This is a genomic window from Hyphomonas sp. FCG-A18, from assembly GCF_045287255.1.
Taxonomy (GTDB): Bacteria; Pseudomonadota; Alphaproteobacteria; order Caulobacterales; family Hyphomonadaceae; genus Henriciella.
Genome location: NZ_CP137142.1, coordinates 502952 through 525206, shown reverse-complemented (window position 1 = coordinate 525206; position 22255 = coordinate 502952). Strand labels below are relative to the sequence as shown.

Below are 22255 nucleotides of genomic sequence, written 5' to 3'. Positions count from 1 at the left end.
AATCGCAATGACGCCAATTGAGGCTTTCACACAGCTCAGACAGGATATGCCGGAAAAAGCTCGTCTCTATGTCGCGGGATGCAGTGGCGAGCCATTGGCTTTGGTCGCGGGTTTGCAGAAAACACCTGAGCTGGCACGCGGGCTGACCTTTACCGGCATCTGGATTCCCGGCGTGAACACGACCGATTGGGCGGGCCTGCATGAAGAAGCTCAAGCCGAGACGATATTTCTGTCCCCGGTTCTGCGCCCATCCTTTGATGCCGGGCGCACGCGCTTCCTCCCGCTGTCTTATACCCAAAGCGTAAGGCATCTCAGCCAGACCCCGCTTGATGGCGCGGTCGTTATGGTGACCCCTCCAGATCAGAACGGGCAGATCAGCCTTGGCGTCTCGGCTGACTTTTCAAACGAGATTCTGGAGCGCGCGGATATTCCTGTTATGGCTTTGATCAATCAGGCTATGCCCCGTCCGAAAGACGGCCTGAGCGTTCCGCTCTCGCGGTTTCAATATGTCAGCGAGATCGATACACCGCTTGTAGAGGTTGAGGCGGCGAGTTTGCCGGAGACGTTCGCGGCGATTGGGGAGCATATTGCCAGCCTTATTCAGCCGGGGGACACGCTGCAATTTGGCCTCGGCAATGTGCAACAAGCGGTTCTTCAGAAACTGACCAGCCATAAGGATCTGAAAATCCATGCTGGGATGATTTCCGACCCGCTGCTCGGCCTTCTCGATCAAGGCTGTATCGCAAATGAGGCCGGAGCCATCACGACGGGTGTCGCACTTGGCACAGATGCCCTGTATGAACGCGCCGCAAGCGATCCTCGGATTGCCTTTCGGCCTGTCCGGCACACCCATGCGATCACAACACTGGCGGCCATCCCGAACTTCAAGGCGATCAATTCCTGCATTGAGGTCGACCTGTTTGGGCAGGCCAATGCTGAGTTTATTGGCGGCAAGCAGGTTTCCGGCACGGGTGGCCTAGTGGATTTCCTGCGCGGAGGGGCGGCATCCGATGGCGGGCGGGCAATTGTGGCGCTGACCTCAACGGCGCGCAAAGGTACAATCAGCCGGATCGTGCCTCGCCTGCCGGCGGATGCGACGTCGATCGCGCGGGCTGATGTCGGCACAGTTGTGACGGAGCATGGTGTTGCCGACTTGCGCGGAAAGACGATTGATCAGCGCGCTGCGGCACTGATCGCCATTGCCGACCCTGCGTTTCGCGATAATCTATCCAACGCGTGGGATGACATTCGGAGGACGCTGTAAATATGACGAACCAGGCCCCACGCTATCGCCAGATTGCCGACATGCTGCGTGAGCAAATCACCAATGGCACTTACAAACCCGGTGACAGCTTGCCGACAGAAATGGAGCTTTGCGCAGAGCATAGTATTTCCCGGCACACAGCCCGTGAAGCCCTGCGCATCCTGACCGATGATCACCTGATTGAGCGGCGGCGCGGCGCAGGAACAATCGTCAGTGCGCCGGGCGCCCCGGCCTTTGCCCAACCGATTGGCGACTTCGATTCCATCCTGCAATATGCCCGGCATACGCGGTTTGACGTGACCGTGATGCAGGACGCTGATGAGGATACGCTGGACCGCCTTGGCCTAACCGGAAACTATCGACAATATATCGGTTTCCGGCGGGTTGGTGATGAGCAGCCTCAGGCGATTACCGCAGTCTATGTTCGAAGCGAATATGCCCCAGATAAGAAAACGGTTGAGACCCTTCCCGGTTCGATCTCTGAATGGCTGGATGGCCATCACGCGATTACGATTGACCGCGTGGTTCAACGCATGGAAGCAGTGGCCCTGAACAAAAGTCAGGCCGATCGTCTGGGCGTGGAAAAGGGCTCACCTGCGCTGCGCACGGTGCGGCGCTATCGTGATGCCAAGGGCGACATCATCCTGTTTTCTGAAAGCCTGCACCCGGCCGGGCGTTTTGCCTATGAAATGCGGCTTGACCGGGCGAAGGGCTAAGCCTTCCGAACCTCGTCACAGAGCGTCCGGCGGTAGAGCTGCCCGTCCTTGAACCAGTGCCAGGTTCGCGCGCGGTGCTTGCCACCCTCGCCCATGATAATGGCTTCAACGAAGTGCGCGCCGGGTTCGTCCTTGCGCTGGAGGTTGAGCAGGATCACGCCGTCCTGCGTCTCCCAACTTTTCCCAATAAAAGTCGGCGTATCGAACCAGAGGTGATCCCCCTTATCCACGCCATCAAACCCGGCCTCTGTGATCGAGCCATCAGGATGGGTTAGATGAATGATCTGACGATAGAAAACACCGTCTTCTTCCGGAAACAGGCAGGTCACATGCGAGGTAATCAACTCTTCCTCTCGTCCCTGCGCATCGACATGGCGATAGGTGCCGGTCCAAATACCCTCATGGGCGCGATGGGCGGGGAAACGAAGTTCGGTCATATCACGCCTTTCTTCTGTAAGGTCTCAATCTGCTCAGCGGTCAGGCCAGCTTCCTGCGCGATTTTTACACTGTCGCCACCATAGGTCGGGACAGTCGGATTGGGCTCGGGTGGCTCATTCGCAAACTTGATCGGCGGGCCGATATGCCGGTGGCCCTGCGCATCGGTAAATACCATGCCGCGCTCTGCGGTAAACGGATCGTCGAAAGCGTCTTTCAGGCTGCGCACCCAGCCCCAGGCACAGTCGATGGGCTCCAAAAAGGCAAGCCAGTGCTCAAGCGGTTTTGCGCCTATTGTCTCTTTAAGGAACGCCCGCAGCGGGGCTTGCTCCGGTCCCGGTGGACGTTTGGCAATCTCGATCAGGTCTTCTCGCCCTAAGGCGGTCAGCAGATTAGTGGCGAATTTCAGCTCCGGCCCACTGAATGCAATAAAGCGCCCGTCAAATGTCTCATAGAGATTGGTCAGGGCTGAGCCGCCAAAACTACGCATATTCTTTACGGGTGGATGCGCATCAACCGTAAAGGTCGGGCCAAGGACGTTTGGTGTCCACGCCAACGCTGCATCATACATCGCCATGTCGATATAGTCGCCCTGACCGGTCGTCTCGCGGCGATAAAGCGCCATCAGGATTGCTGAGAGCGCCATCAGCGAGGCGGACGCATCGGCGAAAGGAATGGATGGCATAGCGGGCTTGCCATCTTCCAGACCACGGTTGAGATCGATCAAGCCCGCCAGCGACTGAACACCCGTATCGTGAGAGGGCTTTTTGGCCAGCGAGCTATCCTGTCCGAAGGCTGAGATTGAACAATAGACCAGACGCGCGTTGCGGGCCTTGAGCGTCGCATAATCAACGCCCAGCCGCTTCACCACGCCGGGGCGGAAAGCCTCAACCACGACATCAGCCTCATCAGCGAGGCGATAGAAAAGGTCGCGCCCGTCTTCGTCTTTCAGGTTGAGTTTCAGGCTACGCTTACCGCGCGCGACATTGCGGAGCCAGACCGAATTGCCATCGGTAGTTTTCTCGCCAATCTCGCGTACCGGCTCGCCCATGCCATTGGCGGGCTCGACCATAATCACATCCGCGCCATGGTCAGCCATCATCATCGTCATGTGCGGCCCCGGCAGGAAGGCCGAGAGGTCAAGGACTTTCAGACCAGCAAGCTTCATGAGGCGAACTCGCTGTCCTGTTCCCCCATTTTCGGGGCGCGGGAGAGGCTGGGCCGCTGCCCATTCACCCGGAAGGGCGAGGCCAGTACGCGCACGCCCTTGTCGGCATCGGGATGCTCGACCGTCGCGGTCATCTCAACACTCTCGACATAAGGGCTATCAAGCGCCTGCCCGATGTCCAGAACGGGCGCAAATGGGACTTTACCGCCCAGCACGTCCATCCAGTCTGCTGTGGTCTTGGTCATCATCACCGCATCAACAGCATCACTAAGCGCGGACAGGTTTTCCCGACGGGCCGGAATGGTGGCGAAACGCTCATCCTGCCCAAGCTCACTGCCCGTTAGCCCGCACCAGAGGTCCCAGAATTTCGGCGTCTGGCACATCAGAAGGCCCCAGCCGTCTTTGGTTTTCACCAATTGGCTCGGCGTGATTGAGGGATGGCTACCACGCGGCAAACGCCCTGTGACATGCCCCTGATTGAGATACCAGGTCGCCGGGTAGGATAGTTGATGCAACGCCGTGTCGAACAGGCAGACATCAACGTCGCAGCCCTGCCCTGTGCGCATCGCACCGACTACACCGGCCAGCAGTGCTGTCGCCATCTGGCTGCCCGTATGGAAGTCGACCATGGAAAGACCAAAGCGGACCGGCGGCCCGTCCGGCTCCCCCGTCATCGACATGAAGCCCGCCTCAGCCTGCATCAAATAGTCATAACCTGGCCAGGCCGCGCGCTCTGATTTCCGGCCATAGGCCGAGAGGTGCGCGCAGACAATTTTTGGATTGATGGCCTTGAGGTCATCATAGGTCAGGCCAAGTTTTGCAGGCTGATCCCCGCGCAGATTGTTGGCAACCGCATCGGCGCCCTCAACCAGTTTGTGAAAGCGGGCGCGCCCGTCTTCGGATTTCAGGTCCAGCGTCACAGATTTTTTGCCGAGCGAGAAAGTCTGGAAGAATTCAGAATCCCCCTGCCCCAGCATATATGGCCCGACCGAACGCGAGACATCACCGCCGCGCGCCGGGTCTTCAATCTTGATCACTTCAGCGCCTAAATCGGCGAGCAGCATGGTGCCGTAAGGCCCGGCCCCATATTGCTCCACCGACAGAATGCGAACGCCTTTAAGCGGCTGGTCAGCCATCAGATCGGGTTCCGTTTAACCAGTTGTTTCGAGATGATGATACGCTGCATCTCATTGGTGCCTTCACCAATGCACATGAGAGGTGCATCACGGTAAAGCCGCTCGATCACATATTCCTTGGAATAGCCGTAGCCGCCATGGATGCGCATCGCTTCGGTGGCGACTTCGACCGCGGTTTCAGAGGCAAAATATTTAGCCATCCCGGCTTCCATATCGATCCGGGCACCCGTGTCATAAGCCCGCGCCGCATCCTCAACCAGCAACTCAGCCGCACGTGTTTTCGCGCCCATTTCACCGAGCTTGAGCTGGATCGCCTGATGCTCACAAATTGGCTTGCCCATGGTGTGACGGGTCTGCGCATAGGCGATGGATTCCCGCAAAGCGCGGCGGGCAATCCCGACAGAGCGCGCGGCAATATTGATGCGACCAATTTCAAGACCACCCGTGGCCATGAAGAAGCCTTTACCCTCTTCGCCGCCGATCAGGCATAGCTCAGCATCACACTCATAGCCGGTATAGATCAGCTCGCCGCTATCAATGCCCTTATAGCCAAGCTTGGAGAGCTTGTTGCCATTGGTGACGCCCGGCAGGTCTTCCTGCGTTTCCGGGTTCTTGGTCTGCGTGATCAGGATCGACATGCCCTTATAGCGCGGCTCAGCACTTGGATCGGTTTTGCAAAGGAGCGCAACGCATTGGCCTTCAATCGCATTTGAAATCCAGGTCTTTGCGCCCTCGACCACGTATTTATCACCGACACGGGTCGCTTTTGTCGTCAGCGCCTGCAGGTCCGTCCCGGCATTTGGCTCTGTCAGAGCAAGACCGCCGCGAATTTCACCCGTGGCAAATTTCGGCAGCCAATATTCTTTCTGCTTGTCCGTGCCGAAGCGCTGGACAATCTGGGCCATCATCAGGTGGGAATTGAAAATCCCGGTCAGGCTCATCCACTCTTCGGAAATCTTGGTCACAATCTTGGCATAGAGCGAAGCCGAGAGGCCAAGGCCGCCATATTCCGGATCGATCAGAGCGCCAAACAGGCCAAGCTCTTTCATATCCTCGACAAGGGCGATGGGGTATTCATTGGCGTGCTCAAGCTCCATCGCGACGGGCTTGACCTTTTGCTCAAGCCACTTGTCGATGGCATCAAGCATGAGGGCTTCTTCCTCGGATGCCGCAGATGTAAGGGGTGCGCTATCTGGCATGATGGGCTCCTAATAATTCTCAACTTTGTCTTCGACGGCATTGCCCTTTGAGGGGATCAGCATGTTCCGTTTGAAGGTACACACCATGGTGCCATCCTGATTGAACCCGCGGGTTACAATCGTTACGATGCCCTGTCCGGGGCGGGATTTGCTTTCGCGCTTACCGAGCACTTCACTCTCAGCATACAGCGTGTCGCCCGCAAAAACCGGGGCGGTGAACTTCACCTCGTCCATGCCCAGATTAGCGATGGCTTTCTGGCTGCAATCGGTCACGCTCATGCCGATCAGCAGGGCCAGTGTATAAGGCGAAACGACGAGGTTCTTCTTGAACTCACTGGCCCCTGCAAATTCTGCATCAAAGTGCATGGGGTGGGTGTTCAGAGTCAAAAGCGTGAACAGGTGATTGTCATATTCCGTAACGGTCTTGCCGGGGCGATGCTCATAGACATCCCCCTCATGAAAGTCTTCGAAATAGCGCCCAAAGGTCTCGCGATAGCGATTGGGGCCGACTTCTTTCCAGTTCTGAACCATATCTAATCCTTTCTATTCGCCAGATTTGGCGAGAATTCTTTGCGCTGCGAGGATGATCGGGCGATCCACCAGCTTACCCTTGTGCAGGACCGCGCCGCCCTCAGAGGCCTCCAACGCAGCAATGATGGCTTTGGCCTCGCTGACCTCTTCTTCAGAGGGAGAGAACACAGCGTTCACGACATCAACCTGCGCAGGGTGAATGCAGGCCCGGCCTGAAAAGCCGAAAGCCTTGGCCCGGCCCGTCATAGCGCGCAGGCCCTCAGCGTCTTTTACATCCAGGAAGGGGACGTCATAGGCTGGGACGCCTGCTGCCCCGCAAGCCCCGGCTATCGTGCCGCGTGCAACAATCATCGCATCCCAATCGGAGATGTCCGCGCCAAGGCTGGCGCTATAATCGGCACCGCCGAACAGAACTCCACCGGGAGATTGTTTGGCAATATCAAAGGCACGGCGCAGGCCACGGCCGCTTTCAATCACCGCAATGGTTGGCGCGATGCCCGCCAGAGCCTCATTGACGATTTCCATGTCCACGCCGGTTTCGGCTTTTGGCACCATGATAAAATCGAGATCAGGCGCATGCGCTGTCAAAGCTCCAAGGTCACGGCAACCATCGCCGGTGCGCGGGGAATTGATCCGCACGCCGACAGCAATCCCAAGCTCTGGGCGACTGCTGAGCCAATCCAAAGTCGCTGTACGCGCCTCATCCTTGGCATCAGGAAGAACAGCATCTTCAAGATCAATGATCATCGCATCGGCGCCACTGGCAGCCGCTTTATCAAAGCGGTCAGGCCGCGCGCCCGGCACGAAAAGGAGAGATCGATAGGTTGTGGTCATAGGTCACCCTGATTTGTCCGGACAAATTAGAATGCTATGCGCTAAAGGTCAAACTGATTCACTGTCGCAAGTGGCGTTGGCTCCAGCGCCGTACCCAGAGTCGTGTTCCAGCGATTGAGAAATCCGAACATGGCGATCACGGCGACAATCTCTGTCACCGCTGTGTCAGAGAAATGCTGGCGCAGGGTTTCCATATCGCCATCTTCGACCTCATTCGGGATCACCCCGGCCTTCATCGCCACACCAATCGCGGCGCGCTCGGCCTCAGAGAAAAGTGGACTGTCCTGATAGCTCCAGACCGCTTCAATCTTTTCCTGCGCAACGCCATGCACACGGGCGCCATGGGCCGCATGAGCTGAGCAATAGAAACAGCCAGCGGCTTTGCTCGCGGCCTCCCCGATCAGGCGTTTGAGGCCATTATCGACCTCGCCCGGACCATAAATCGCTGCGACCAGACCCCACATCGCTTTCAGCAAAGCCGGATGACGCGCCATGACCAGCGCATCATTGGGGACAAATCCCATCAGGTTCTCGGCATTCTCGATCATGTGACGCGTTTCGGCATCAACCTGATCAAGCTCTAAAGGGGGAAGCCGGGTCATTTTTGACGCGGGTCAGAGATCAGCTGGTTCAGCTCGACCGTATGGCCGTCATTATCGACCAGCATGGACACCATCACCACGATGTCGCCCGCGGGAGACGGGTAGCGTCGCTCCTTTGGTTCACCAATGACCGTAACGCCCGGCGCATCAGCGGCCGCCGGGAACGTCGTTTCCAACGTCTTGGAATTAAACAACAGGACAATCTCACCCGGTGTGAAGTCAGCCGGGTCTGCCGGAGCCAGATCCTTTTCGGTCTGATCCAGGAACTGCCATAGGCCAAGCATACCGATATAGCTGTCATTGGCTTTGAGCAGGACCAGACGCGAGCGGTTCTGCCCATCCGCGCCAAAACGGCCTGTCAGGCCCGGCGAGGTAAGCTCCTGATCATACTCAACGGTCATGCCCAGCGCATCGCGGTAAAGTGCCAGAGACTTCTCAATATCCTTGACCACCAAAGTGGTGCGGCGAAGGTCCAGTGGATTGGTATCGACGGCTTCGACCTTTGCCTCAGCCTTACGATCAATCGATGTTTCGACCCGATCAGCATCCGTCACGATGACACAGCCTGACAGGGTCATTGCCCCTAGAAGTCCTGCAAATACTCGTTTCATTGCGTGTCCTCTCTACGCTTGAAAATATACCCGCCGTCAGCCGGCCCCCAGATATGCTCGCCCGCTGCGTTAAAGCCGCGGTCCCAGTTCACGTGATGATTAGGTGCACGCACTGAATAGCTCTCAACCCGCGCGCCGCCTTTATAACCGTTCGGGCATTTGGCCTGCCCATTCCAGAAGCCCTCCCCGATGCGCTGGAGGTGCCCCATACAGGCGACCTCACCGATCCAATCCGGATCAAACGCATCGACCTCACCACGCGAAAATGACAAAGCGCCTGCGCGATCTGTTACCCGGTATGTGGTTGTGTGGAGTAGACCCTGCCCAAGATCGCGAAACTGAGTCACAATCTGGAAATAGGGTTGTGGGGCTTCCTCTGGAACCGTTTGCGCATCCGGGCCCCAGATGGCGTTTTCCTGATAGACCCAAACGCCGTCTGTCTTGTCTTGAAGGATGTGCCACTTCTGGCTCTGCACCCAGTCATAGGCTGGGTCAGCCGATTGCTCGGCGCTCGACCAGAGGCCAATTGCCTCCTCAAGGTAAGCGGCTTCTGTCGCCGTTTGCGCTGTAGCTGGCAGCCCTAAAAGCGCGAATCCCAAAACCCATCCGCGCATTATTGATCCCCCGGCTTCACATTGTCGGCAAAGTGCTGGGCGATCTCTTCACGCGAAGCGATCCAGACATCCTTGTGCGCCTTCACATGGTCGAGGAAATGCTGGAACGCATCGATCCGACCAGGCCGCCCGATGATCCGCAAGTGCAGACCAAGGCTCATCATCCGCGCGCCCTCGTCCTTGGCTTCTTTATAAAGCCAGTTGAACGTGTTCTTGGCATATTGCAGCCACATGTCTGGCGTGAAGCTGGGGCTGAGCCAGAACTTCATATCATTACTGTCGATCGCATAAGGCAGGATGACCATCGGCTCGGTTGAGCCATCTTTCATCTCGACATCGGCCCAGTATGGAAAATCATCCGAGTAATCATCCATGTGATAGAGATAGCCCTGTTCTTTCAGGATCCGGCGCGTAATGTCAGTGTGCAGATAGCGTGAGAGCCAGCCAACCGGGCGACGACCACAGGTTGCGGCAATGGACCCAGTACCCTTGGCGATGAAAGCGCTTTCGGCCTCCTCATCCATGAACGCGGTAAACGCCCACTTATGCCCGTGATTACACGGCTCATCGCCGCGCGCGACAATCGCCTGCGCCAACCATGGCGCTTTTTCCAGCGCCTGACCACAAACTGTCCAGGTCGCCCGAACGCCAGCCTTATCGAGGATTTTCAGGATACGCGGGGCGCCGCGATTGATGCCGTACTGGTAATTGCTCTCATTGCCATGAATACGGATCGGCTTGCCCGGAACCGCGCCGAGCTCATCAACGGGTTCAGGGCGTTTGTCGCCCTCATCGATACGGCGCTCAGCCCCCTCTTCGACATTGACGACAATGGAAAGCGCCAGCTTTGCGCCGCCTGGCCATGTGAAGCCTTTCGGGGCTGGATCAGCAGGAAGGGTCAATGTGGTTCCTCCCCACCTGAGACGTTCATACTCTCTGCGGTGATATAGCCTGCCTCATCCGAGCAGAGCCAAGCCACAGCATTCGCCGTATCTTCCGGCAAGCCAGGCCGCCCCATCGGGATACGGTTGGCCATCGCCTCAAGATAATCTTCAACCGAGTCTGCGCCGACGACTTTGGCAAAATACTCATTCTGCCATGCGCCGAGGCCTGTTGTGACATGGTTCGGGCAAACATTGTTGACGGTGATCTTATCCCCGCCAAGCTCCACAGCTGCCGAGCGGACAAGCCCGACCAGACCATGTTTGGACGAGGTATAGGCTTGGGCATGCGGGAAACCGGATTTCGCGGCTTGTGAGGCGATATTGATGATCCGCCCGCCTTTGCCCTGTTTGATCATAGTCTCGGCAGCGGCTTTGACACCAAAGAACGCTCCGGTGAGGTTCACATCAATCACCGCGCGCCAGTCCTCTTCGGTGACTTCGAGCAAAGGTTTCATAATGTAGCCGATGCCCGCATTGTTCACCCAGATGTCGAGCGAGCCATGCGTATCAACAGCGTGCTGGGCGAGGGCGCGAACATCTTCGAGCGAGCGGACATCGCAAACCTTGGTCGAAGCCTCGACACCCAATGCGCGCATATCGGCAGCAATCGCCTCCATCTCATCGGTCGAGCCAATATGCTCTGCGCCTGTGGCTTCATCGCGCGGTGCACCAATATCAGAGATGACGATATTTGCGCCATCCTCAGCAAGGCGTTTGGCGATCGCTTCACCTAAACCCTTGCGGCGACCGGACCCGGTAATAACCGCGGTTTTCCCCGTAAACTTACCCATGATCGTTTAGCCCAGTCTGTCTGTCATGATGAAGACCAGATCATCAGCCATCGCCTGAAACTCTGCGGCGATAGCCTGCATGGTTTCGGTGGAAACCTCACCACCAAACCCGTCCATGTCATTAACATCAATCGTTTCGATGTAGGCGTAAGGTGGCTTGTCATCAGTGCCGAGCAGGCCGGTGGATTTGTAGACTTCAAACGAGTCGACCGACTTCAAACCATTCACGGTTGGAATGTCTTTGGTTTTCGCCCAGGCCTCATAATCAGCGACGCTGACACCGGGCTTCAAATTGAACAGTGCGACGATTTTGGTACTCATATCAGGAGACTCCCCTATGGCATATTTTTTTAAATGATATATCTTTTAAACGAGATGCATAGCCCCTCACATTGAAAGTGTCGCGAATAAGCGTCATTTTGTGAAGGTAAGAGGAGACGACACATGGCTGACACAGAGCGTAATGCGCGCCCAGAACCGATTGAATATGATGGTCCACCGGATTACCGCGTGGTTGGTCGTCATGGTGTTTATCCAGAGACCAATCATGATGAAGTGGCCCGGTTTAACTTCCTCGCACAGATGAACCGTCATCTCTCAACCAAGATTATGCCGGGCGTTGGCGAAGCCTTTGAGGCCCGTGTCGAGCCCGCCTTCAAGAAAGACAAGAAGCGCGGCTTTGAAAACCGTCATGAGGTGCGCAAAGCGCTACTGAATGATCCGATGTTCCAGTGGTGGTCGGCGCTGCGCCGCGCGACCATGGAAACCCGCCAGCAGGCTGGCCGTTGGGTGACACTACGCCAAGCCGATGAGCTGAATGCCAAAGTCCGCGACCTGACCGAAGGCGATGAGCGCCTGCAGCTCGACCCAGGCTTTAAACAGCCGCGCTCAACCGAAGCCATCGACCATCACTGTATGCCCGGCTCTTACCATACTGAGCTGGTGCCCGGTGATATTACAGGCCCTGCCAATTATGATGCGGGCATCTTCGCGACGACGGGCGGCATGCTTGGTCGCTATAATGATGGCGGCGGTGTTGCTGTTGCTGAATGGGTCAAAGAGACCTTTGGCGAGGATTTCAAGCCCAAGCGTATTCTCGATATTGGCGCTGGCCTTGGCCACAATGTCCTGCCAATTGCAGCCGCTTTCCCAGACGCCGAAGTCATCGCCGTAGACGCTGGTGCCCCGATGCTGCGCTATGGCCTTGCCCGCGCCAAAAGCATGGGCATCGAGAATGTCACCTTCATTCAGGATGATGTCTCTGATCTTTCCCGTTTTGAGGATGAGAGCTTTGACTGGGTTCAGTCGACCATGTTCCTGCATGAAACCAGCTACAAGACCATGCCGATGATCTTTGCCGAGACCCAGCGCCTGCTGAAGCCCGGTGGCATCGTCCTGCACGTCGAGCAGCCACAATATGCCGATACGATGCCGCTGTTCGAACAGGCCATGCGGGATTGGGACGCGTTCTATAATAACGAACCGTTCTGGACCAAGATGCATGAGATTGATCTTGATGACTGGATGAAGAAAGCTGGATTTGGCGACAATCACCTGATCCATGGCGGGGTTGCTGCGGTCGTCGACAAAGACGTATTCCCTGACGCCGCAGACGATGACAGCGAAGATTTCGGTCGCAAAGCCGCCTGGCATGTAGTCGGCGCAAAGAAGGTAGCCTGAACATGACACAGACACTCGACCCGATCACCCTTGCTGGAGCCAAATCAAAGGGCAAGCGCCCCTGGTTCCTCGAAAACCCGGATGTTGAGCGGGTGATGAACATCAACCTCGCTTTGATCCAGGAAGTCGCCGTGATGCACGAGCGCATGGACACGATTGAGCGCCTGCTGGAGCGCGGGGAAACCGTCTCCAAGGCAAGCATCGACGCCTTCACGCCGACCAAGGAAGAAGCCGACGAGCGTGGCCTGTGGATGCAGGAATATATTGCCCGCATCTTCCGTATCATTCAGCAGGACCGCGAAGCGATTGAACGTGGCAACGAAGCCTCCAGCGAGGACGTTGCTGAAGAATTCGCTACTGTTGACTAACCACCATGCTTAATCGCCCACAGATCGAGTTCATCCACGCGCAGCTTCTGCCGTGGATGCGGATCGGCCCCGGTAATGCCCGGCCTGATGCGGAGTATAAATTCCTCAGCCGCGATAATGATGATGGTGCGTGTAGTGCGGTCATTCGTTATCCGGCAGGCTGGCGCCGCGAGGCCAATGAACACCTGCTTGTTGCTGAAGAATTCTATGTCCTGAACGGAACCATAGAGATTAATGGCGTCGAGTTTGGCCATGACACCTATGGCTATATCCCGGCGGGAACGACGCGCAAAACCATGACCGCCCGCGATGGCGCGGTTGTGCTGACCTTCTTTAATGGTGATCCGCAACTGGTCGCTGGTGAAGGTAGCTCGGACGAGATTACCCGTGTCGATGCCCTGCACATGCCGTGGGATATGACGCTGAATGATCCCAAGCTCGCACATCTGGGCATTAGCCGTAAGGATTTGCGCAGCGACCCGGAAACCGGAGAGCGGACTTTCCTGTCAATGATCCTGCCGCATTCAGAGCCACCCGGCCTGAAAGGCCCGCAGGAGTGCCACCCGACCGTCGAAGAAGCCTATATCGTTTCAGGCTCCCTGACCGGACCGCATGGGACGATGGCCCCGGGGGCTTATTTCTGGCGACCACCGCAAATCCCGCATGGCCCGTTTGGCACGCGCTGGGGCTGTGTCGCCCTGATCCGCTTTCTCGGTGGGCAGCATGTCAATGAGTGGTCAAAGGAAGACGCGCCGTTTGACTTTGACGCGCCGTATGATCCGATCCTGCCGGAAAACCTGCAAGCCTTTGCCTATGCGCCATGGACGCCGCCCCCGCGTTATTAGGGGCGGCCCACTTTCGTAGTGTTTCTAGCGCTTTTCGAACTCGATCAATTCATACCAGGTGGCCATATAGCCGCCGACACCGCCCTGCACGAAGATGAAGTCATCCTTGGTCACCCACATGTCGTAGACCGGATGCTGTGTCCCGCCCATGCCAGGGCCTTCATCGTCAACATAGCGGAAGTGATAACAGTCAAACGTGCCTGCCTCGACGGTCACGGTTTCATCGCCAACATATTCAAGGCCGATTGAAACCTCCGAAACGATAGGCGGGGTCGCGCCGCGATGGTCTGGTGAAGGCAAGAAGACCCGCACTTGCCGCCGGGTTGGTCCGTTCGAGCGATCGATGACACGGCACATTTGCGCGTCGCCAATAATCGGGTGTGTGCCAAAGCCGTCAAACGAGCCGTTCGTCTCAACCACTTGTGAAAGGCGGCCAATGCTTGGACCATAGCTTTCGCACTCAATCGTACCGCTGCGCTGCTCATCCAGGTTAAACCGGAACCAGCCGCTGCCCATGAATTCATCGCCAATGGTCAGGCGAACATGACAGTCCATCGGATTACCCGTCTCATCCATGGAATAAACAATATCGCGCATCACCGTTGGGTCAGGCTCATGAATCTCGCAATGCGCCCGCACCGTCATTTTGCCATCCGAGTGCTGTGTGATGTTGAAAATCTCATCCCCGCGCACCTGATCAAGCATTTCAGGCTTCTTGGATGTGTAACGAATACGGCCACGCAGGCGCTGATGTTTCATCGGATCGGTCATGTTTTTCCTCTACCCCGGCAAGTTTTGACGTTTATCGCAGACTGGTGCAAGACGACGCATAGACAAATGATATATCATTTGCCAAGAGTGTCGATGGAGGAAATGGAATCATGGACTTTTTTGCATCAAACGAACTTGCGATCCTGCGCTGGCTGCACATTGTCGCAATGGTATATTGGCTCGGCGGCGAATGGGGGGTCTTCCAGACCAGCTATAAAGTCGTGAACCACAATCTGCCGCTCGAAGAGCGTATGCGCCATATGAATACGGCCTATCGCATCGACATTATGGCGCGGACCGGGATTATCTCCCTGCTGCCGCTTGGCCTGCACATGGGCTATATCTGGGGCGTTCAGCCCCTCGGTGGCGGCTGGCTTGTCGGTATGTGGCTGCTCTGGGCGGCCTGGATGGCCCTGACCTGGGGCGCATTCGCGACCCGCGGAACCAAATGGTTCAAGCCGCTTTCGGACATTGAGGACTGGACGCGCTATCTGCTGATCCCGACGCTGCTGTTTACGTCAATCTCATCGCTGATGGGCAATGGCCCGTTCGCGGGTGGCGAAGGCCAGCTCTGGTATGCGGCTAAAATCCTGACCTTTGGTCTGGCCCTGATCATCGGTGTGATCCTGCGCCTGATCATGCATGAGTGGCAGAAAATGTTCCCGGTTCTGGCCGAAGGCTCAAATCCGGAAGTTGAAGCCAAGCTCAAAAGCTCGATCAATCTCGGGCGGTCTGTGGCCTATGTCTACTGGATCCTGATCCTGACAACGGCCTTCTTCGGTGCGGTGAAACCGTTCTAGAAGGTTGGCTCAATGGGCGCTTCGTCAATCACGAAGCGCTCATCCTCTAGCGGGGCACCAATCTGGAAATCTGTCCAGATCGCCTCATTGGCTTTGACGCCATTATAGAACAGCCGCACACGCCCAGCCTGCCTCCAGCTGATGCCTGGCTTTTCAAAATAATGGGAATAGCGCCGCTCATGCCAGCCGCGCGGGGTGTCAAAGCCAACATAGAGAATTGAGTAATCGCCCTGATCAAACCCGAAGAGTGTCTTGCCGCCCGCCGGGTCGATTAATTCGACCATAAAGGCTGGCTTACCATCAATCAGGCGGTCAGTCTTTCGGGTCTGGATCCAGCCTTCATCCAAGGCATTGCGAATTGCGCCGAACCCGAAATTGGCGCCCCACATCGCATTAGCCGACTGATCGGCCATTGGGCCATCCTTGGTATAGGTGGTCGCCCCATCAAAACTGAGCAACATGGCGATCGCATCGCCGCTCCAGGCTTCAATCCGGACCTTGCCATTGGCCGCATGCGCATCGGCTTTTTCATCTCCGAACACCCGCCACATGGCATAGCGATCCCAAAGCGTTTCAGCCCCGTCCGCACTGCGGATGATATTATAGCCGGACAGAAACAGGGTTCCCGGCCGCACAAAAGTCTCACCACCCGCCGCGTTGTGGGCGCGCGCGATGATTGTTGTCCCGCTTAGCGCCTCTTCCGCTTGAACCGCGGCAAACATGCTGGCACGGTCATCCAGGACAGGCGGTCCAGCCTGCGCGATTGTGCATCCAGATACGGCTAGGGCGCTGAGCGCGCTGATTGCAAAATGCCTCATGCCATATCCTCCACGACCATAACATGTGCCTTGGCCCAATCCTGTCGCGCCTGTTTCAGAACCTCATATTCAGGACTGTTCCAGAACGCTTTGATTGCGGCCCTGTCTGGCCATTTCGAAATCACAGCGCTGGTACCGTCAAACAGCCCCCCTTCAAGACTTTCAACGCCCGGCCCACGCACCAGATATTCGCCCCCAAACTGGCCAATCAGTTTGGCCGTTGGAATGCCGTATCCGTGAATGAACTTTTCCCGGTCTTCGATTTGCGCGAAGACAATCATGTAAGCCGCCATGGTTTTTGTCCCTTTATCTGGCCCCGGTCCTAGTCAGAGCGAAAACAAATGATATATCCTTTAAAGAGTAGAGCCTGTCCGGGCCGATTTGAAAAGGGCTAATCCGGTATGAAACTTCTTCGCGCAGCAACGGTAACGGTGGCTGATCTTAGCCGCACAATCTCAAACTACGAAACCTATTTCGATTATACTGTGGTTGAGCGCGGCGAAATCAGTCCTGAACTCGCAGAGAGCTGGGGCACGCCGAAAAGCGCGGGTTGTCCTTACGCTGTCATGCAACCCGCTTCTGGCGCAGATATCTTTCTACGCTTTGTTGAACAAGCCCCGGTTGAGGGGTTCAAGGCGCTGCGCTCCTATGGCTGGAACGCGATTGAAATCTGCGTGCAGGATGTCATAGCCGTGAATGAACGAATGCTAGACAGCCCGTTTGAGATTATCGGTCCCCCTAACAAAATCCCCGGCCTTGATGCCATTCACCCGATGCAGGTCAAAGGCCCGGATGAAGAAATCGTCTACCTGACGCAGATCAATGACGACTTGCCCGAATATAACCTACCGCGCGCTGGCAGCTTGATCGACAAGCTGTTCATTCTGGTCATGGGCAGCTCCGATATGGAGGCCTCAGCCAAGTGGATGCAGGAAAAGTGCGGGCTGGCCTTTGGGCGTGAAATGGACATCCCTTATACGATGATCGCCAAGGCTTATGGGACACCACTGGATGAGCTGCACCGCATCTGCACCCTGATCCATGATAAGGATGTCTTCCTTGAGCTGGATCAATATCCAGATGCGGCCACGCCGCGCCCGAATCATGAGGATATGCTGGTTCCTGGCTGCGCCATTGGGACGCTCTGGCATCCTGACTTCGACAGCCTGCCCGGCCCATGGCTGACCGCGCCAACCGTCCGCGAAGGCGCGATTTATAAAGGCAAGCGCGTTGGCGTTCTGAAAGACCTCGACGGCACATTGATTGAAATGGTGGAAGGCTAGACCATGAAACTCGGCACTCTAAAGCACACCGTCGACCACAAACCTGTTGCGGGCGATTTCGCGATCATTGAAGCGCCAGTCCCTGCCTGCCCGGAAAATGGCGTTCTGGTTCGCACCGTACACCTCTCGCTGGACCCTTATGTCGGCTCACGCTTGCGCGGGCGGCACATGGGCGAGGCCGCTCCAGAGCCGATGAAAGGAGCCATTCCCGGCGCGATTGTCGGGCAAGTCATTGAAAGCCGCGTACCCAGCCTGAAAGAAGGCGACTGGGTTCAGAGCATGGAAGGCGGCTGGCAGGAAGTCTGCGCGCTTACAGCTGAGCATGTTCGCAAGATTGATCCATCCGTAGCGCCACTGGCTGCTCATGCAGGGGTCCTCGGCATGCCGGGCCTGACCGCTTGGTCCGGGATCACACAACTCGCCAAAGTTGGCGCAGGCGATACTGTTCTGGTTGATGCCGCTGCTGGCCCAGTTGGCGGAACGGTCGGCCAGATCGCCCGGATCAAGGGCGCAGACCGCGTTGTCGGTATTGCCGGCGGGCCAGAGAAATGCGCGCTGGTGACGGACACTTACGGGTTTGACGCCTGTATCGATTACAAGGCTGAGGGCTGGAAAGACAGATTGGCTGAAGCCCTGCCCGATGGCTTGTCTGTCTTCTTCGAGAATGTCTCGGCGGACATGGCGATGCTCGCCCTGACCCATGCCCGCATCTATGCGCGCGGGGTGCTATGTGGCCTCGTCGACGCCTATCATACTGAGACCCAGAGCCAGCACCCGCTCAATGCCGGGCTTATTATTGGCAAACGCGCCCAGCTCTCAGGGCTTGTCGTCTATGACTTCTACCCGCGCTGGGATGAATATATTGCCGAGGCTGCACCATGGATCACCAGCGGACAGCTGAAATTCGCCGAAGATCGCGCTGCCGGCTTGGAAGAGGCACCCGCCCTGTTCGAGCGCCTGATGAATGGGAAGAATAAGGGGAAAGCGGTTGTCACTGTTGCCCCGGAAAGCGTTTAAGATGGACCGCACGCATAAATTCTATGTCGACGGGGAATTTGGCCAACTGCATGGACGCATGGCCTCGCCGCCAGAAGCAACCGATAAATACCCCCTTCTCTGCCTGCACCAAAGCCCGAAATCCTCTTTGGAATTCGACACTTTTGTGCGAATGGCGGGAAAAGACCGTATAGCCATAGCCGCAGATTATCCCGGTTATGGCATGTCCGATGCCCCGCCGAGCGAAGATCTGGCTACCATCGAAATGTACGCCCGCAATATGTGGCAGATGATGGATGCGCTGGGGCATCAAAAGATAGATCTGTTCGGCAACCATACCGGCTCAAAAGTCGCCACTGAAATGGCGCTGCAACAGCCCGAGCGCGTGCGTGGCATTGCGATGATTTCAGCCGCGATCCTGACCGACGCAGAGCGCGCCATGTTCACCGACATGTTCACGCCGATTCCCTTGGATGAGGAGATGACTCGGTTGCGGGTCACTTGGGAGCGTATCCTTGAGCGACGGGCACCTGACGCCACGCTGGAATGGCTCGATCGTTCGCTATACCAGACCATGATGGGTGGCGAGGCCTATGAGTGGGGCCATGCCGCCGCCTTTGCCTATGGCAAGCCGTTCGACAAGGCGCTGACCGATCTGCCCCATCGCAAAATCATTCTGAACCCTGCCGATGACCTTCAGGAATGCACCCGCCGCGCCATCCCAATCATGACCAATGGTGAAGTGATCGAGTGCCCACAATGGGGCTACAGCTTCCTTGATTATTATCCGGAAGCTGTCTGCGATCTGATTCTACCAAGACTGGACGCCGCTTAAGCCCTTGCGGGTTTAACCGTGCCCCGTCTCAGCGGTTTCTTCAGCCTTGGCCAAGGCATCATCCATTTCAATATAGCCGTAGCGGTACTTGCCCAGGAGCAGGATCGGTACGGTAAACGCGAAGAGTAGCATTGCTGACTTGCTGAGCGTCCAATCCCAGCCATACGCGTCGGCAAAATTGTTCATTATGGTTGGACCGAAACCAGCGCCGGCCGCGAAGAACCCATACAAAGCCCCATAAATGGCAGAATAGGATTTCATCCCGAAATATTTCGAGACCAGATAGGCCATAAAATCATACTCAACCCCGGCCCCAAAACCGATCATCAGGATCGCAATGGTTGCCGTCGTTGTGTTGACCTCCCCGGTTAGCATCCAGAGCGCGAGGGCTGGAGAGGCGAGGAAAACAAAAGCAATGCCAGGGGCCCAGAAGTGGTCAATCAACCACCCCCCAATCAAGCGCCCCATAAGGACAGCAAGCCCCGTCAGCGTCGCCAACTGCACCGCATCCCCAATGCTAAAGCCCTTGCTGCCTAAGAGCGGCACCAAGCTTGGGATAATTGCACCGAGTGCATAGGAAATCGGAACAAAGCAAATCGCCAGCAGCCAAAACCGCCAGGTTTTGACCGTCTCACCGAGGGTCATGCCCGGCAGGACAATTGGACCACCACTTTTCTCGACAGTGATTGGCGCTTTGCCAATTGGCAGGACCATCATGGCCAAAGGCGGGATCAAGACAATCACCATAAAACCAAACGCCATTGCGTTTGGCAGGGTCAGACCCGCCTCAAGATATTTCGGCCAGACGAATTGTAGCGCCGTGTAAATCAGCCAGATCGTCCCCGCCAGAGAGATCGCCAGAACCGGAATTTTGTAGCGCGTAATCGCTGCATCACGGGCAGGTTCGTCATTGATGTCCCGCAGGCTGAGAAAACTCATCGGCAAGGCAATGATCAGCGGCAACAGGCCCAGCATGAAATAGGCCTGACGCCAACCCGCAATATCAACGATGTGCTGTGCAAAACTCTTGGCCAAAGCCCCAAAAATACCTGTCGCGATCAGAGCAATGCCCAAGGCAATGCCGCGTCGTTTATCAAACCAGTTATTCACCGGTCTGGTAAAAGTAATCGGCAAAGTCCCGACCCCGCCGACCGCCAGCAGGAACCATAGGAAAAAGTATAGGGTCATGTTGCCTGTGTTCAGCGACAGCGCCATCATGGACAGGCTGAACGTGACAATAGAGAGCAGAGCCACGCGGCGCGCCCCAAACTTTTCAGCCAGCCAGCCAATCATTGGCGACATGAAAAAGGCCCCAAGCGTGTAGACAGCAAGTGCACTGAAAATCTGCCCTCGTGTCCAACCGAACTCTTCACCCAGCGGCGCGACCATAACGTCAATCGTATAGAAAGGCAGGGGCGAAAGACCCAGTCCAACACCAACCGCTGCTGCCGACAAGACCGGCCATCCGCGACTAAATTCACCAGTTTGAGCCATTCAGCCCTCCCAAATCGTATTTGCACTCTTGGCGAGCAACATGTTCTGATATCTATTGGTATATCATTTGAACGCCACGTCGAGAGGGGACAAGCAATGAATTGGACAAGACGGCATTTTCTGGCCGCCAGTGGCCTAACTGCCATGGCAGCATGCGCGCCTGCCCAACATCAAGGCAAGGATGCGGACGTGCTGATCCTGGGTGCCGGTCTGGCCGGGCTTCACGCCGCAAGAATGCTGAGCGCAGATGGCGCAAATGTCATTGTTCTGGATGCCGATTCCAGAGTTGGCGGGCGCATGGTGACGCTTGATGACCTGCCTGGCCGCCCGGAAGCAGGCGGACAACAGGTTGGCCAATCCTATGCCCGTATCCGCAGCACAGCCTTGGATGTTGGATTGAACATTGTTCCTTTCCCGCCCGGCGGATCACGCGATAAAACCATGATCCTTGGCAATCAGGTCTTTGACGCCCGCGATTGGGCCACATCCCCGCAGAACCCGTTTCCTGAAGCCTTCAAGCGCGCCACGCCGGATACCGCTTTGTTTATGGCGGCGGCGCGGGCTAACCCTCTGGTGGACCAATATGCCTGGCGTGAGGTCGGGCCAGAAGTTGATATCAGCGCTGATGCATTTCTGGCCGCCCAAGGATTTGATGACCGCTCACGCGCGCTTTGCGATATCGCGTTGAATGCCAATGCGCTGACCTCCTATTCGATGCTGAATGTCTGGCGCAGCATGGTCCTTTTCCAGATCGATAGCCAAACCGGCCCCTCTGAAGAAGTTGAAGGCGGGTCACAACGCCTCCCCGAAGCGATGGCCGCAAGCCTGCCGGATGGCTCTGTCCGCCTCAATAGTACGGTCAAAGCCATTGAGATGAATGCTAATAGGGTCACAGTCACAACCGATGCAGGAAGCCTGAGCGCACCATTTGTCATCTCCACCCTGCCCTTCCCGGTCATGTCAAAGCTTGGCCTACCTGCCGAGCTGGAAGCGCGGCGACCGATCATTCGTGACATGCCCTATACACAAATCCAGCAGGTGCATCTGGCCCTTGATGGGCAGCCAACCGACGACTTGCCGCTGATGATGTGGACCGATACCCCAATTGAGCGAGTCTTCCCTGTACGCGACAAGACAACCGGGGAGCCGGTTGCGCTAACCTGCTGGGTTAATGGCACAGGCATTCGTGAAGCTGCGGGCGATGAGGATTGGAAGTCGCTTGCAGAAGAAACGCTACTCCAGAAGCGCGGTATCAAGGCGACTGCGCTCAACGTCACCCGCTGGGATAGTCAGACCAGTCATGCTGGCGGTGCCTATATGCATTGGGCGCCGGGACAAGTGCCGGTCTGGGCGGAAGAAATCCTCAAGCCCGTCGGTCGCCTGCATTTTGCCGGGGAGCATACCTCCTTCCTGCACACAGGTATGGAGGGCGCGATGGAATCGGCTGAGCGGGCGGCCTATGCGATTATTGAAGAGATGGCTGGCGTTTAGAGTCCTTTCCCAAAGGCGCCCCGGGAAAA

At 56.8% G+C, this 22255-nt stretch carries 26 protein-coding genes; 10 read left to right on the top strand and 16 right to left on the bottom strand.

What is annotated here, in order from left to right:
- Window positions 1–7: 7 nt before the first annotated feature.
- Together RYZ27_RS02575 and RYZ27_RS02570 are read left to right on the top strand one after the other, a co-directional pair.
- The gene (locus RYZ27_RS02575; protein ID WP_406680796.1) at window positions 8–1264 is read left to right on the top strand and encodes an acetyl-CoA hydrolase/transferase family protein; all 1257 of its coding nucleotides are present in this window, start codon (window positions 8–10) and stop codon (window positions 1262–1264) included.
- 2 nt (window positions 1265–1266) lie between these two features.
- Window positions 1267–1980 (top strand): GntR family transcriptional regulator, encoded by a 714-nt coding sequence (locus RYZ27_RS02570; protein WP_406680795.1) that lies wholly within the window; start codon window positions 1267–1269, stop codon window positions 1978–1980.
- Here the strand turns inward: RYZ27_RS02570 and RYZ27_RS02565 are convergent.
- From RYZ27_RS02565 to RYZ27_RS02510, 12 genes are read right to left on the bottom strand one after another with little or no spacing between them, the layout of a single operon-like run.
- The gene (locus RYZ27_RS02565; RefSeq protein WP_406680794.1) at window positions 1977–2417 is read right to left on the bottom strand and encodes a hypothetical protein; all 441 of its coding nucleotides are present in this window, start codon (window positions 2415–2417) and stop codon (window positions 1977–1979) included. The genes RYZ27_RS02570 and RYZ27_RS02565 overlap by 4 nt on opposite strands.
- The gene (locus RYZ27_RS02560; protein WP_406680793.1) at window positions 2414–3583 is read right to left on the bottom strand and encodes a CaiB/BaiF CoA transferase family protein; all 1170 of its coding nucleotides are present in this window, start codon (window positions 3581–3583) and stop codon (window positions 2414–2416) included. The genes RYZ27_RS02565 and RYZ27_RS02560 overlap by 4 nt, the downstream gene beginning before the upstream one ends.
- Complete coding sequence (locus RYZ27_RS02555) at window positions 3580–4719, bottom strand: CaiB/BaiF CoA transferase family protein (protein ID WP_406680792.1); 1140 nt, start codon at window positions 4717–4719, stop codon at window positions 3580–3582. Before RYZ27_RS02555 ends, RYZ27_RS02560 begins: the two co-directional genes overlap by 4 nt.
- Window positions 4719–5918: an acyl-CoA dehydrogenase family protein gene (locus tag RYZ27_RS02550; RefSeq protein ID WP_406680791.1), complete on the bottom strand. Its 1200-nt coding sequence runs from the start codon at window positions 5916–5918 to the stop codon at window positions 4719–4721. The genes RYZ27_RS02555 and RYZ27_RS02550 overlap by 1 nt, the downstream gene beginning before the upstream one ends.
- A gap of 9 nt (window positions 5919–5927) precedes the next feature.
- Complete coding sequence (locus RYZ27_RS02545; protein WP_406680790.1) at window positions 5928–6449, bottom strand: MaoC family dehydratase; 522 nt, start codon at window positions 6447–6449, stop codon at window positions 5928–5930.
- Between the two features lie 12 nt (window positions 6450–6461).
- Window positions 6462–7283 carry an HpcH/HpaI aldolase/citrate lyase family protein gene (locus RYZ27_RS02540; RefSeq protein ID WP_406680789.1) on the bottom strand — a complete coding sequence of 274 codons (822 nt, stop codon included), beginning with the start codon at window positions 7281–7283 and terminating at the stop codon, window positions 6462–6464.
- Window positions 7284–7324: 41 nt separating this feature from the next.
- Window positions 7325–7885: a carboxymuconolactone decarboxylase family protein gene (locus tag RYZ27_RS02535; RefSeq protein WP_406680788.1), complete on the bottom strand. Its 561-nt coding sequence runs from the start codon at window positions 7883–7885 to the stop codon at window positions 7325–7327.
- The gene (locus tag RYZ27_RS02530) at window positions 7882–8496 is read right to left on the bottom strand and encodes a VOC family protein (RefSeq protein ID WP_406680787.1); all 615 of its coding nucleotides are present in this window, start codon (window positions 8494–8496) and stop codon (window positions 7882–7884) included. The genes RYZ27_RS02535 and RYZ27_RS02530 overlap by 4 nt, the downstream gene beginning before the upstream one ends.
- Complete coding sequence (locus tag RYZ27_RS02525; RefSeq protein WP_406680786.1) at window positions 8493–9110, bottom strand: CpcT/CpeT family chromophore lyase; 618 nt, start codon at window positions 9108–9110, stop codon at window positions 8493–8495. The genes RYZ27_RS02530 and RYZ27_RS02525 overlap by 4 nt, the downstream gene beginning before the upstream one ends.
- On the bottom strand, window positions 9110–10012 hold the full coding sequence (locus tag RYZ27_RS02520; RefSeq protein WP_406680785.1) for a polysaccharide deacetylase family protein: 903 nt from the start codon (window positions 10010–10012) through the stop codon (window positions 9110–9112). The genes RYZ27_RS02525 and RYZ27_RS02520 overlap by 1 nt, the downstream gene beginning before the upstream one ends.
- Entirely contained in the window at window positions 10009–10845 is an 837-nt protein-coding gene (locus RYZ27_RS02515) for an SDR family NAD(P)-dependent oxidoreductase (RefSeq protein ID WP_406680784.1), read from the bottom strand. The genes RYZ27_RS02520 and RYZ27_RS02515 overlap by 4 nt, the downstream gene beginning before the upstream one ends.
- A 6-nt stretch (window positions 10846–10851) precedes the next feature.
- The gene (locus tag RYZ27_RS02510) at window positions 10852–11166 is read right to left on the bottom strand and encodes an REDY-like protein HapK (RefSeq protein ID WP_406680783.1); all 315 of its coding nucleotides are present in this window, start codon (window positions 11164–11166) and stop codon (window positions 10852–10854) included.
- A 123-nt stretch (window positions 11167–11289) separates the two neighbouring features.
- On the opposite strand from RYZ27_RS02510, the gene RYZ27_RS02505 reads away from it, so the two are divergent.
- The 3 genes from RYZ27_RS02505 to RYZ27_RS02495 are packed head-to-tail and all read left to right on the top strand — an operon-like array spanning window position 11290 to window position 13738.
- Window positions 11290–12525 carry a methyltransferase domain-containing protein gene (locus RYZ27_RS02505; protein ID WP_406680782.1) on the top strand — a complete coding sequence of 412 codons (1236 nt, stop codon included), beginning with the start codon at window positions 11290–11292 and terminating at the stop codon, window positions 12523–12525.
- 2 nt (window positions 12526–12527) lie between these two features.
- A complete protein-coding gene (locus RYZ27_RS02500) occupies window positions 12528–12893 on the top strand; it encodes a hypothetical protein (protein WP_406680781.1) in 366 nt (121 codons plus the stop codon).
- A 5-nt stretch (window positions 12894–12898) separates the two neighbouring features.
- On the top strand, window positions 12899–13738 hold the full coding sequence (locus RYZ27_RS02495; protein WP_406680780.1) for a cupin domain-containing protein: 840 nt from the start codon (window positions 12899–12901) through the stop codon (window positions 13736–13738).
- 24 nt (window positions 13739–13762) lie between these two features.
- On the opposite strand, the gene RYZ27_RS02490 is transcribed toward RYZ27_RS02495, so the two are convergent.
- Window positions 13763–14509 carry a hypothetical protein gene (locus RYZ27_RS02490; protein WP_406680779.1) on the bottom strand — a complete coding sequence of 249 codons (747 nt, stop codon included), beginning with the start codon at window positions 14507–14509 and terminating at the stop codon, window positions 13763–13765.
- Window positions 14510–14619: 110 nt separating this feature from the next.
- Between RYZ27_RS02490 and RYZ27_RS02485 the strand changes: the two genes are divergently transcribed.
- Window positions 14620–15309 (top strand): hypothetical protein, encoded by a 690-nt coding sequence (locus RYZ27_RS02485; protein WP_406680778.1) that lies wholly within the window; start codon window positions 14620–14622, stop codon window positions 15307–15309.
- Here RYZ27_RS02485 and RYZ27_RS02480 read toward each other — a convergent pair.
- Complete coding sequence (locus RYZ27_RS02480; protein WP_406680777.1) at window positions 15306–16127, bottom strand: hypothetical protein; 822 nt, start codon at window positions 16125–16127, stop codon at window positions 15306–15308. The genes RYZ27_RS02485 and RYZ27_RS02480 overlap by 4 nt on opposite strands.
- Window positions 16124–16420, bottom strand: a complete 297-nt coding sequence (locus tag RYZ27_RS02475) for a DUF1330 domain-containing protein (RefSeq protein ID WP_406680776.1) — start codon at window positions 16418–16420, stop codon at window positions 16124–16126. Before RYZ27_RS02475 ends, RYZ27_RS02480 begins: the two co-directional genes overlap by 4 nt.
- Before the next feature lie 108 nt (window positions 16421–16528).
- Here RYZ27_RS02475 and RYZ27_RS02470 point away from each other — a divergent pair, with 108 nt between their 5' ends.
- From RYZ27_RS02470 to RYZ27_RS02460, 3 genes are read left to right on the top strand one after another with little or no spacing between them, the layout of a single operon-like run.
- Complete coding sequence (locus tag RYZ27_RS02470) at window positions 16529–17410, top strand: hypothetical protein (RefSeq protein WP_406680775.1); 882 nt, start codon at window positions 16529–16531, stop codon at window positions 17408–17410.
- A gap of 3 nt (window positions 17411–17413) precedes the next feature.
- Window positions 17414–18427 carry an NADP-dependent oxidoreductase gene (locus tag RYZ27_RS02465; RefSeq protein ID WP_406680774.1) on the top strand — a complete coding sequence of 338 codons (1014 nt, stop codon included), beginning with the start codon at window positions 17414–17416 and terminating at the stop codon, window positions 18425–18427.
- Between the two features lies 1 nt (window position 18428).
- Window positions 18429–19241: an alpha/beta fold hydrolase gene (locus RYZ27_RS02460; protein ID WP_406680773.1), complete on the top strand. Its 813-nt coding sequence runs from the start codon at window positions 18429–18431 to the stop codon at window positions 19239–19241.
- A gap of 12 nt (window positions 19242–19253) precedes the next feature.
- On the opposite strand, the gene RYZ27_RS02455 is transcribed toward RYZ27_RS02460, so the two are convergent.
- A complete protein-coding gene (locus RYZ27_RS02455; protein WP_406680772.1) occupies window positions 19254–20735 on the bottom strand; it encodes an MFS transporter in 1482 nt (493 codons plus the stop codon).
- A 96-nt stretch (window positions 20736–20831) separates the two neighbouring features.
- On the opposite strand from RYZ27_RS02455, the gene RYZ27_RS02450 reads away from it, so the two are divergent.
- Window positions 20832–22226, top strand: a complete 1395-nt coding sequence (locus RYZ27_RS02450; RefSeq protein WP_406680771.1) for a flavin monoamine oxidase family protein — start codon at window positions 20832–20834, stop codon at window positions 22224–22226.
- Window positions 22227–22255 lie beyond the last annotated feature (29 nt).

Excerpts from the sequence above, each read along its gene's own strand:
- RYZ27_RS02475 (WP_406680776.1), bottom strand. The coding sequence starts at position 16,420 with ATGGCGGCTTACATGATTGTCTTCGCGCAAATCGAAGACCGGGAAAAG.
- RYZ27_RS02560 (WP_406680793.1), bottom strand. The coding sequence starts at position 3,583 with ATGAAGCTTGCTGGTCTGAAAGTCCTTGACCTCTCGGCCTTCCTGCCG.
- RYZ27_RS02565 (WP_406680794.1), bottom strand. The coding sequence starts at position 2,417 with ATGACCGAACTTCGTTTCCCCGCCCATCGCGCCCATGAGGGTATTTGG.
- RYZ27_RS02535 (WP_406680788.1), bottom strand. The coding sequence starts at position 7,885 with ATGACCCGGCTTCCCCCTTTAGAGCTTGATCAGGTTGATGCCGAAACG.
- RYZ27_RS02515 (WP_406680784.1), bottom strand. The coding sequence starts at position 10,845 with ATGGGTAAGTTTACGGGGAAAACCGCGGTTATTACCGGGTCCGGTCGC.
- RYZ27_RS02495 (WP_406680780.1), top strand. The coding sequence starts at position 12,899 with ATGCTTAATCGCCCACAGATCGAGTTCATCCACGCGCAGCTTCTGCCG.
- RYZ27_RS02455 (WP_406680772.1), bottom strand. The coding sequence starts at position 20,735 with ATGGCTCAAACTGGTGAATTTAGTCGCGGATGGCCGGTCTTGTCGGCA.
- RYZ27_RS02525 (WP_406680786.1), bottom strand. The coding sequence starts at position 9,110 with ATGCGCGGATGGGTTTTGGGATTCGCGCTTTTAGGGCTGCCAGCTACA.
- RYZ27_RS02530 (WP_406680787.1), bottom strand. The coding sequence starts at position 8,496 with ATGAAACGAGTATTTGCAGGACTTCTAGGGGCAATGACCCTGTCAGGC.
- RYZ27_RS02485 (WP_406680778.1), top strand. The coding sequence starts at position 14,620 with ATGGACTTTTTTGCATCAAACGAACTTGCGATCCTGCGCTGGCTGCAC.
- RYZ27_RS02450 (WP_406680771.1), top strand. The coding sequence starts at position 20,832 with ATGAATTGGACAAGACGGCATTTTCTGGCCGCCAGTGGCCTAACTGCC.
- RYZ27_RS02570 (WP_406680795.1), top strand. The coding sequence starts at position 1,267 with ATGACGAACCAGGCCCCACGCTATCGCCAGATTGCCGACATGCTGCGT.
- RYZ27_RS02505 (WP_406680782.1), top strand. The coding sequence starts at position 11,290 with ATGGCTGACACAGAGCGTAATGCGCGCCCAGAACCGATTGAATATGAT.
- RYZ27_RS02500 (WP_406680781.1), top strand. The coding sequence starts at position 12,528 with ATGACACAGACACTCGACCCGATCACCCTTGCTGGAGCCAAATCAAAG.
- RYZ27_RS02550 (WP_406680791.1), bottom strand. The coding sequence starts at position 5,918 with ATGCCAGATAGCGCACCCCTTACATCTGCGGCATCCGAGGAAGAAGCC.
- RYZ27_RS02540 (WP_406680789.1), bottom strand. The coding sequence starts at position 7,283 with ATGACCACAACCTATCGATCTCTCCTTTTCGTGCCGGGCGCGCGGCCT.
- RYZ27_RS02490 (WP_406680779.1), bottom strand. The coding sequence starts at position 14,509 with ATGACCGATCCGATGAAACATCAGCGCCTGCGTGGCCGTATTCGTTAC.
- RYZ27_RS02545 (WP_406680790.1), bottom strand. The coding sequence starts at position 6,449 with ATGGTTCAGAACTGGAAAGAAGTCGGCCCCAATCGCTATCGCGAGACC.
- RYZ27_RS02480 (WP_406680777.1), bottom strand. The coding sequence starts at position 16,127 with ATGAGGCATTTTGCAATCAGCGCGCTCAGCGCCCTAGCCGTATCTGGA.
- RYZ27_RS02460 (WP_406680773.1), top strand. The coding sequence starts at position 18,429 with ATGGACCGCACGCATAAATTCTATGTCGACGGGGAATTTGGCCAACTG.
- RYZ27_RS02555 (WP_406680792.1), bottom strand. The coding sequence starts at position 4,719 with ATGGCTGACCAGCCGCTTAAAGGCGTTCGCATTCTGTCGGTGGAGCAA.
- RYZ27_RS02510 (WP_406680783.1), bottom strand. The coding sequence starts at position 11,166 with ATGAGTACCAAAATCGTCGCACTGTTCAATTTGAAGCCCGGTGTCAGC.
- RYZ27_RS02575 (WP_406680796.1), top strand. The coding sequence starts at position 8 with ATGACGCCAATTGAGGCTTTCACACAGCTCAGACAGGATATGCCGGAA.
- RYZ27_RS02470 (WP_406680775.1), top strand. The coding sequence starts at position 16,529 with ATGAAACTTCTTCGCGCAGCAACGGTAACGGTGGCTGATCTTAGCCGC.
- RYZ27_RS02465 (WP_406680774.1), top strand. The coding sequence starts at position 17,414 with ATGAAACTCGGCACTCTAAAGCACACCGTCGACCACAAACCTGTTGCG.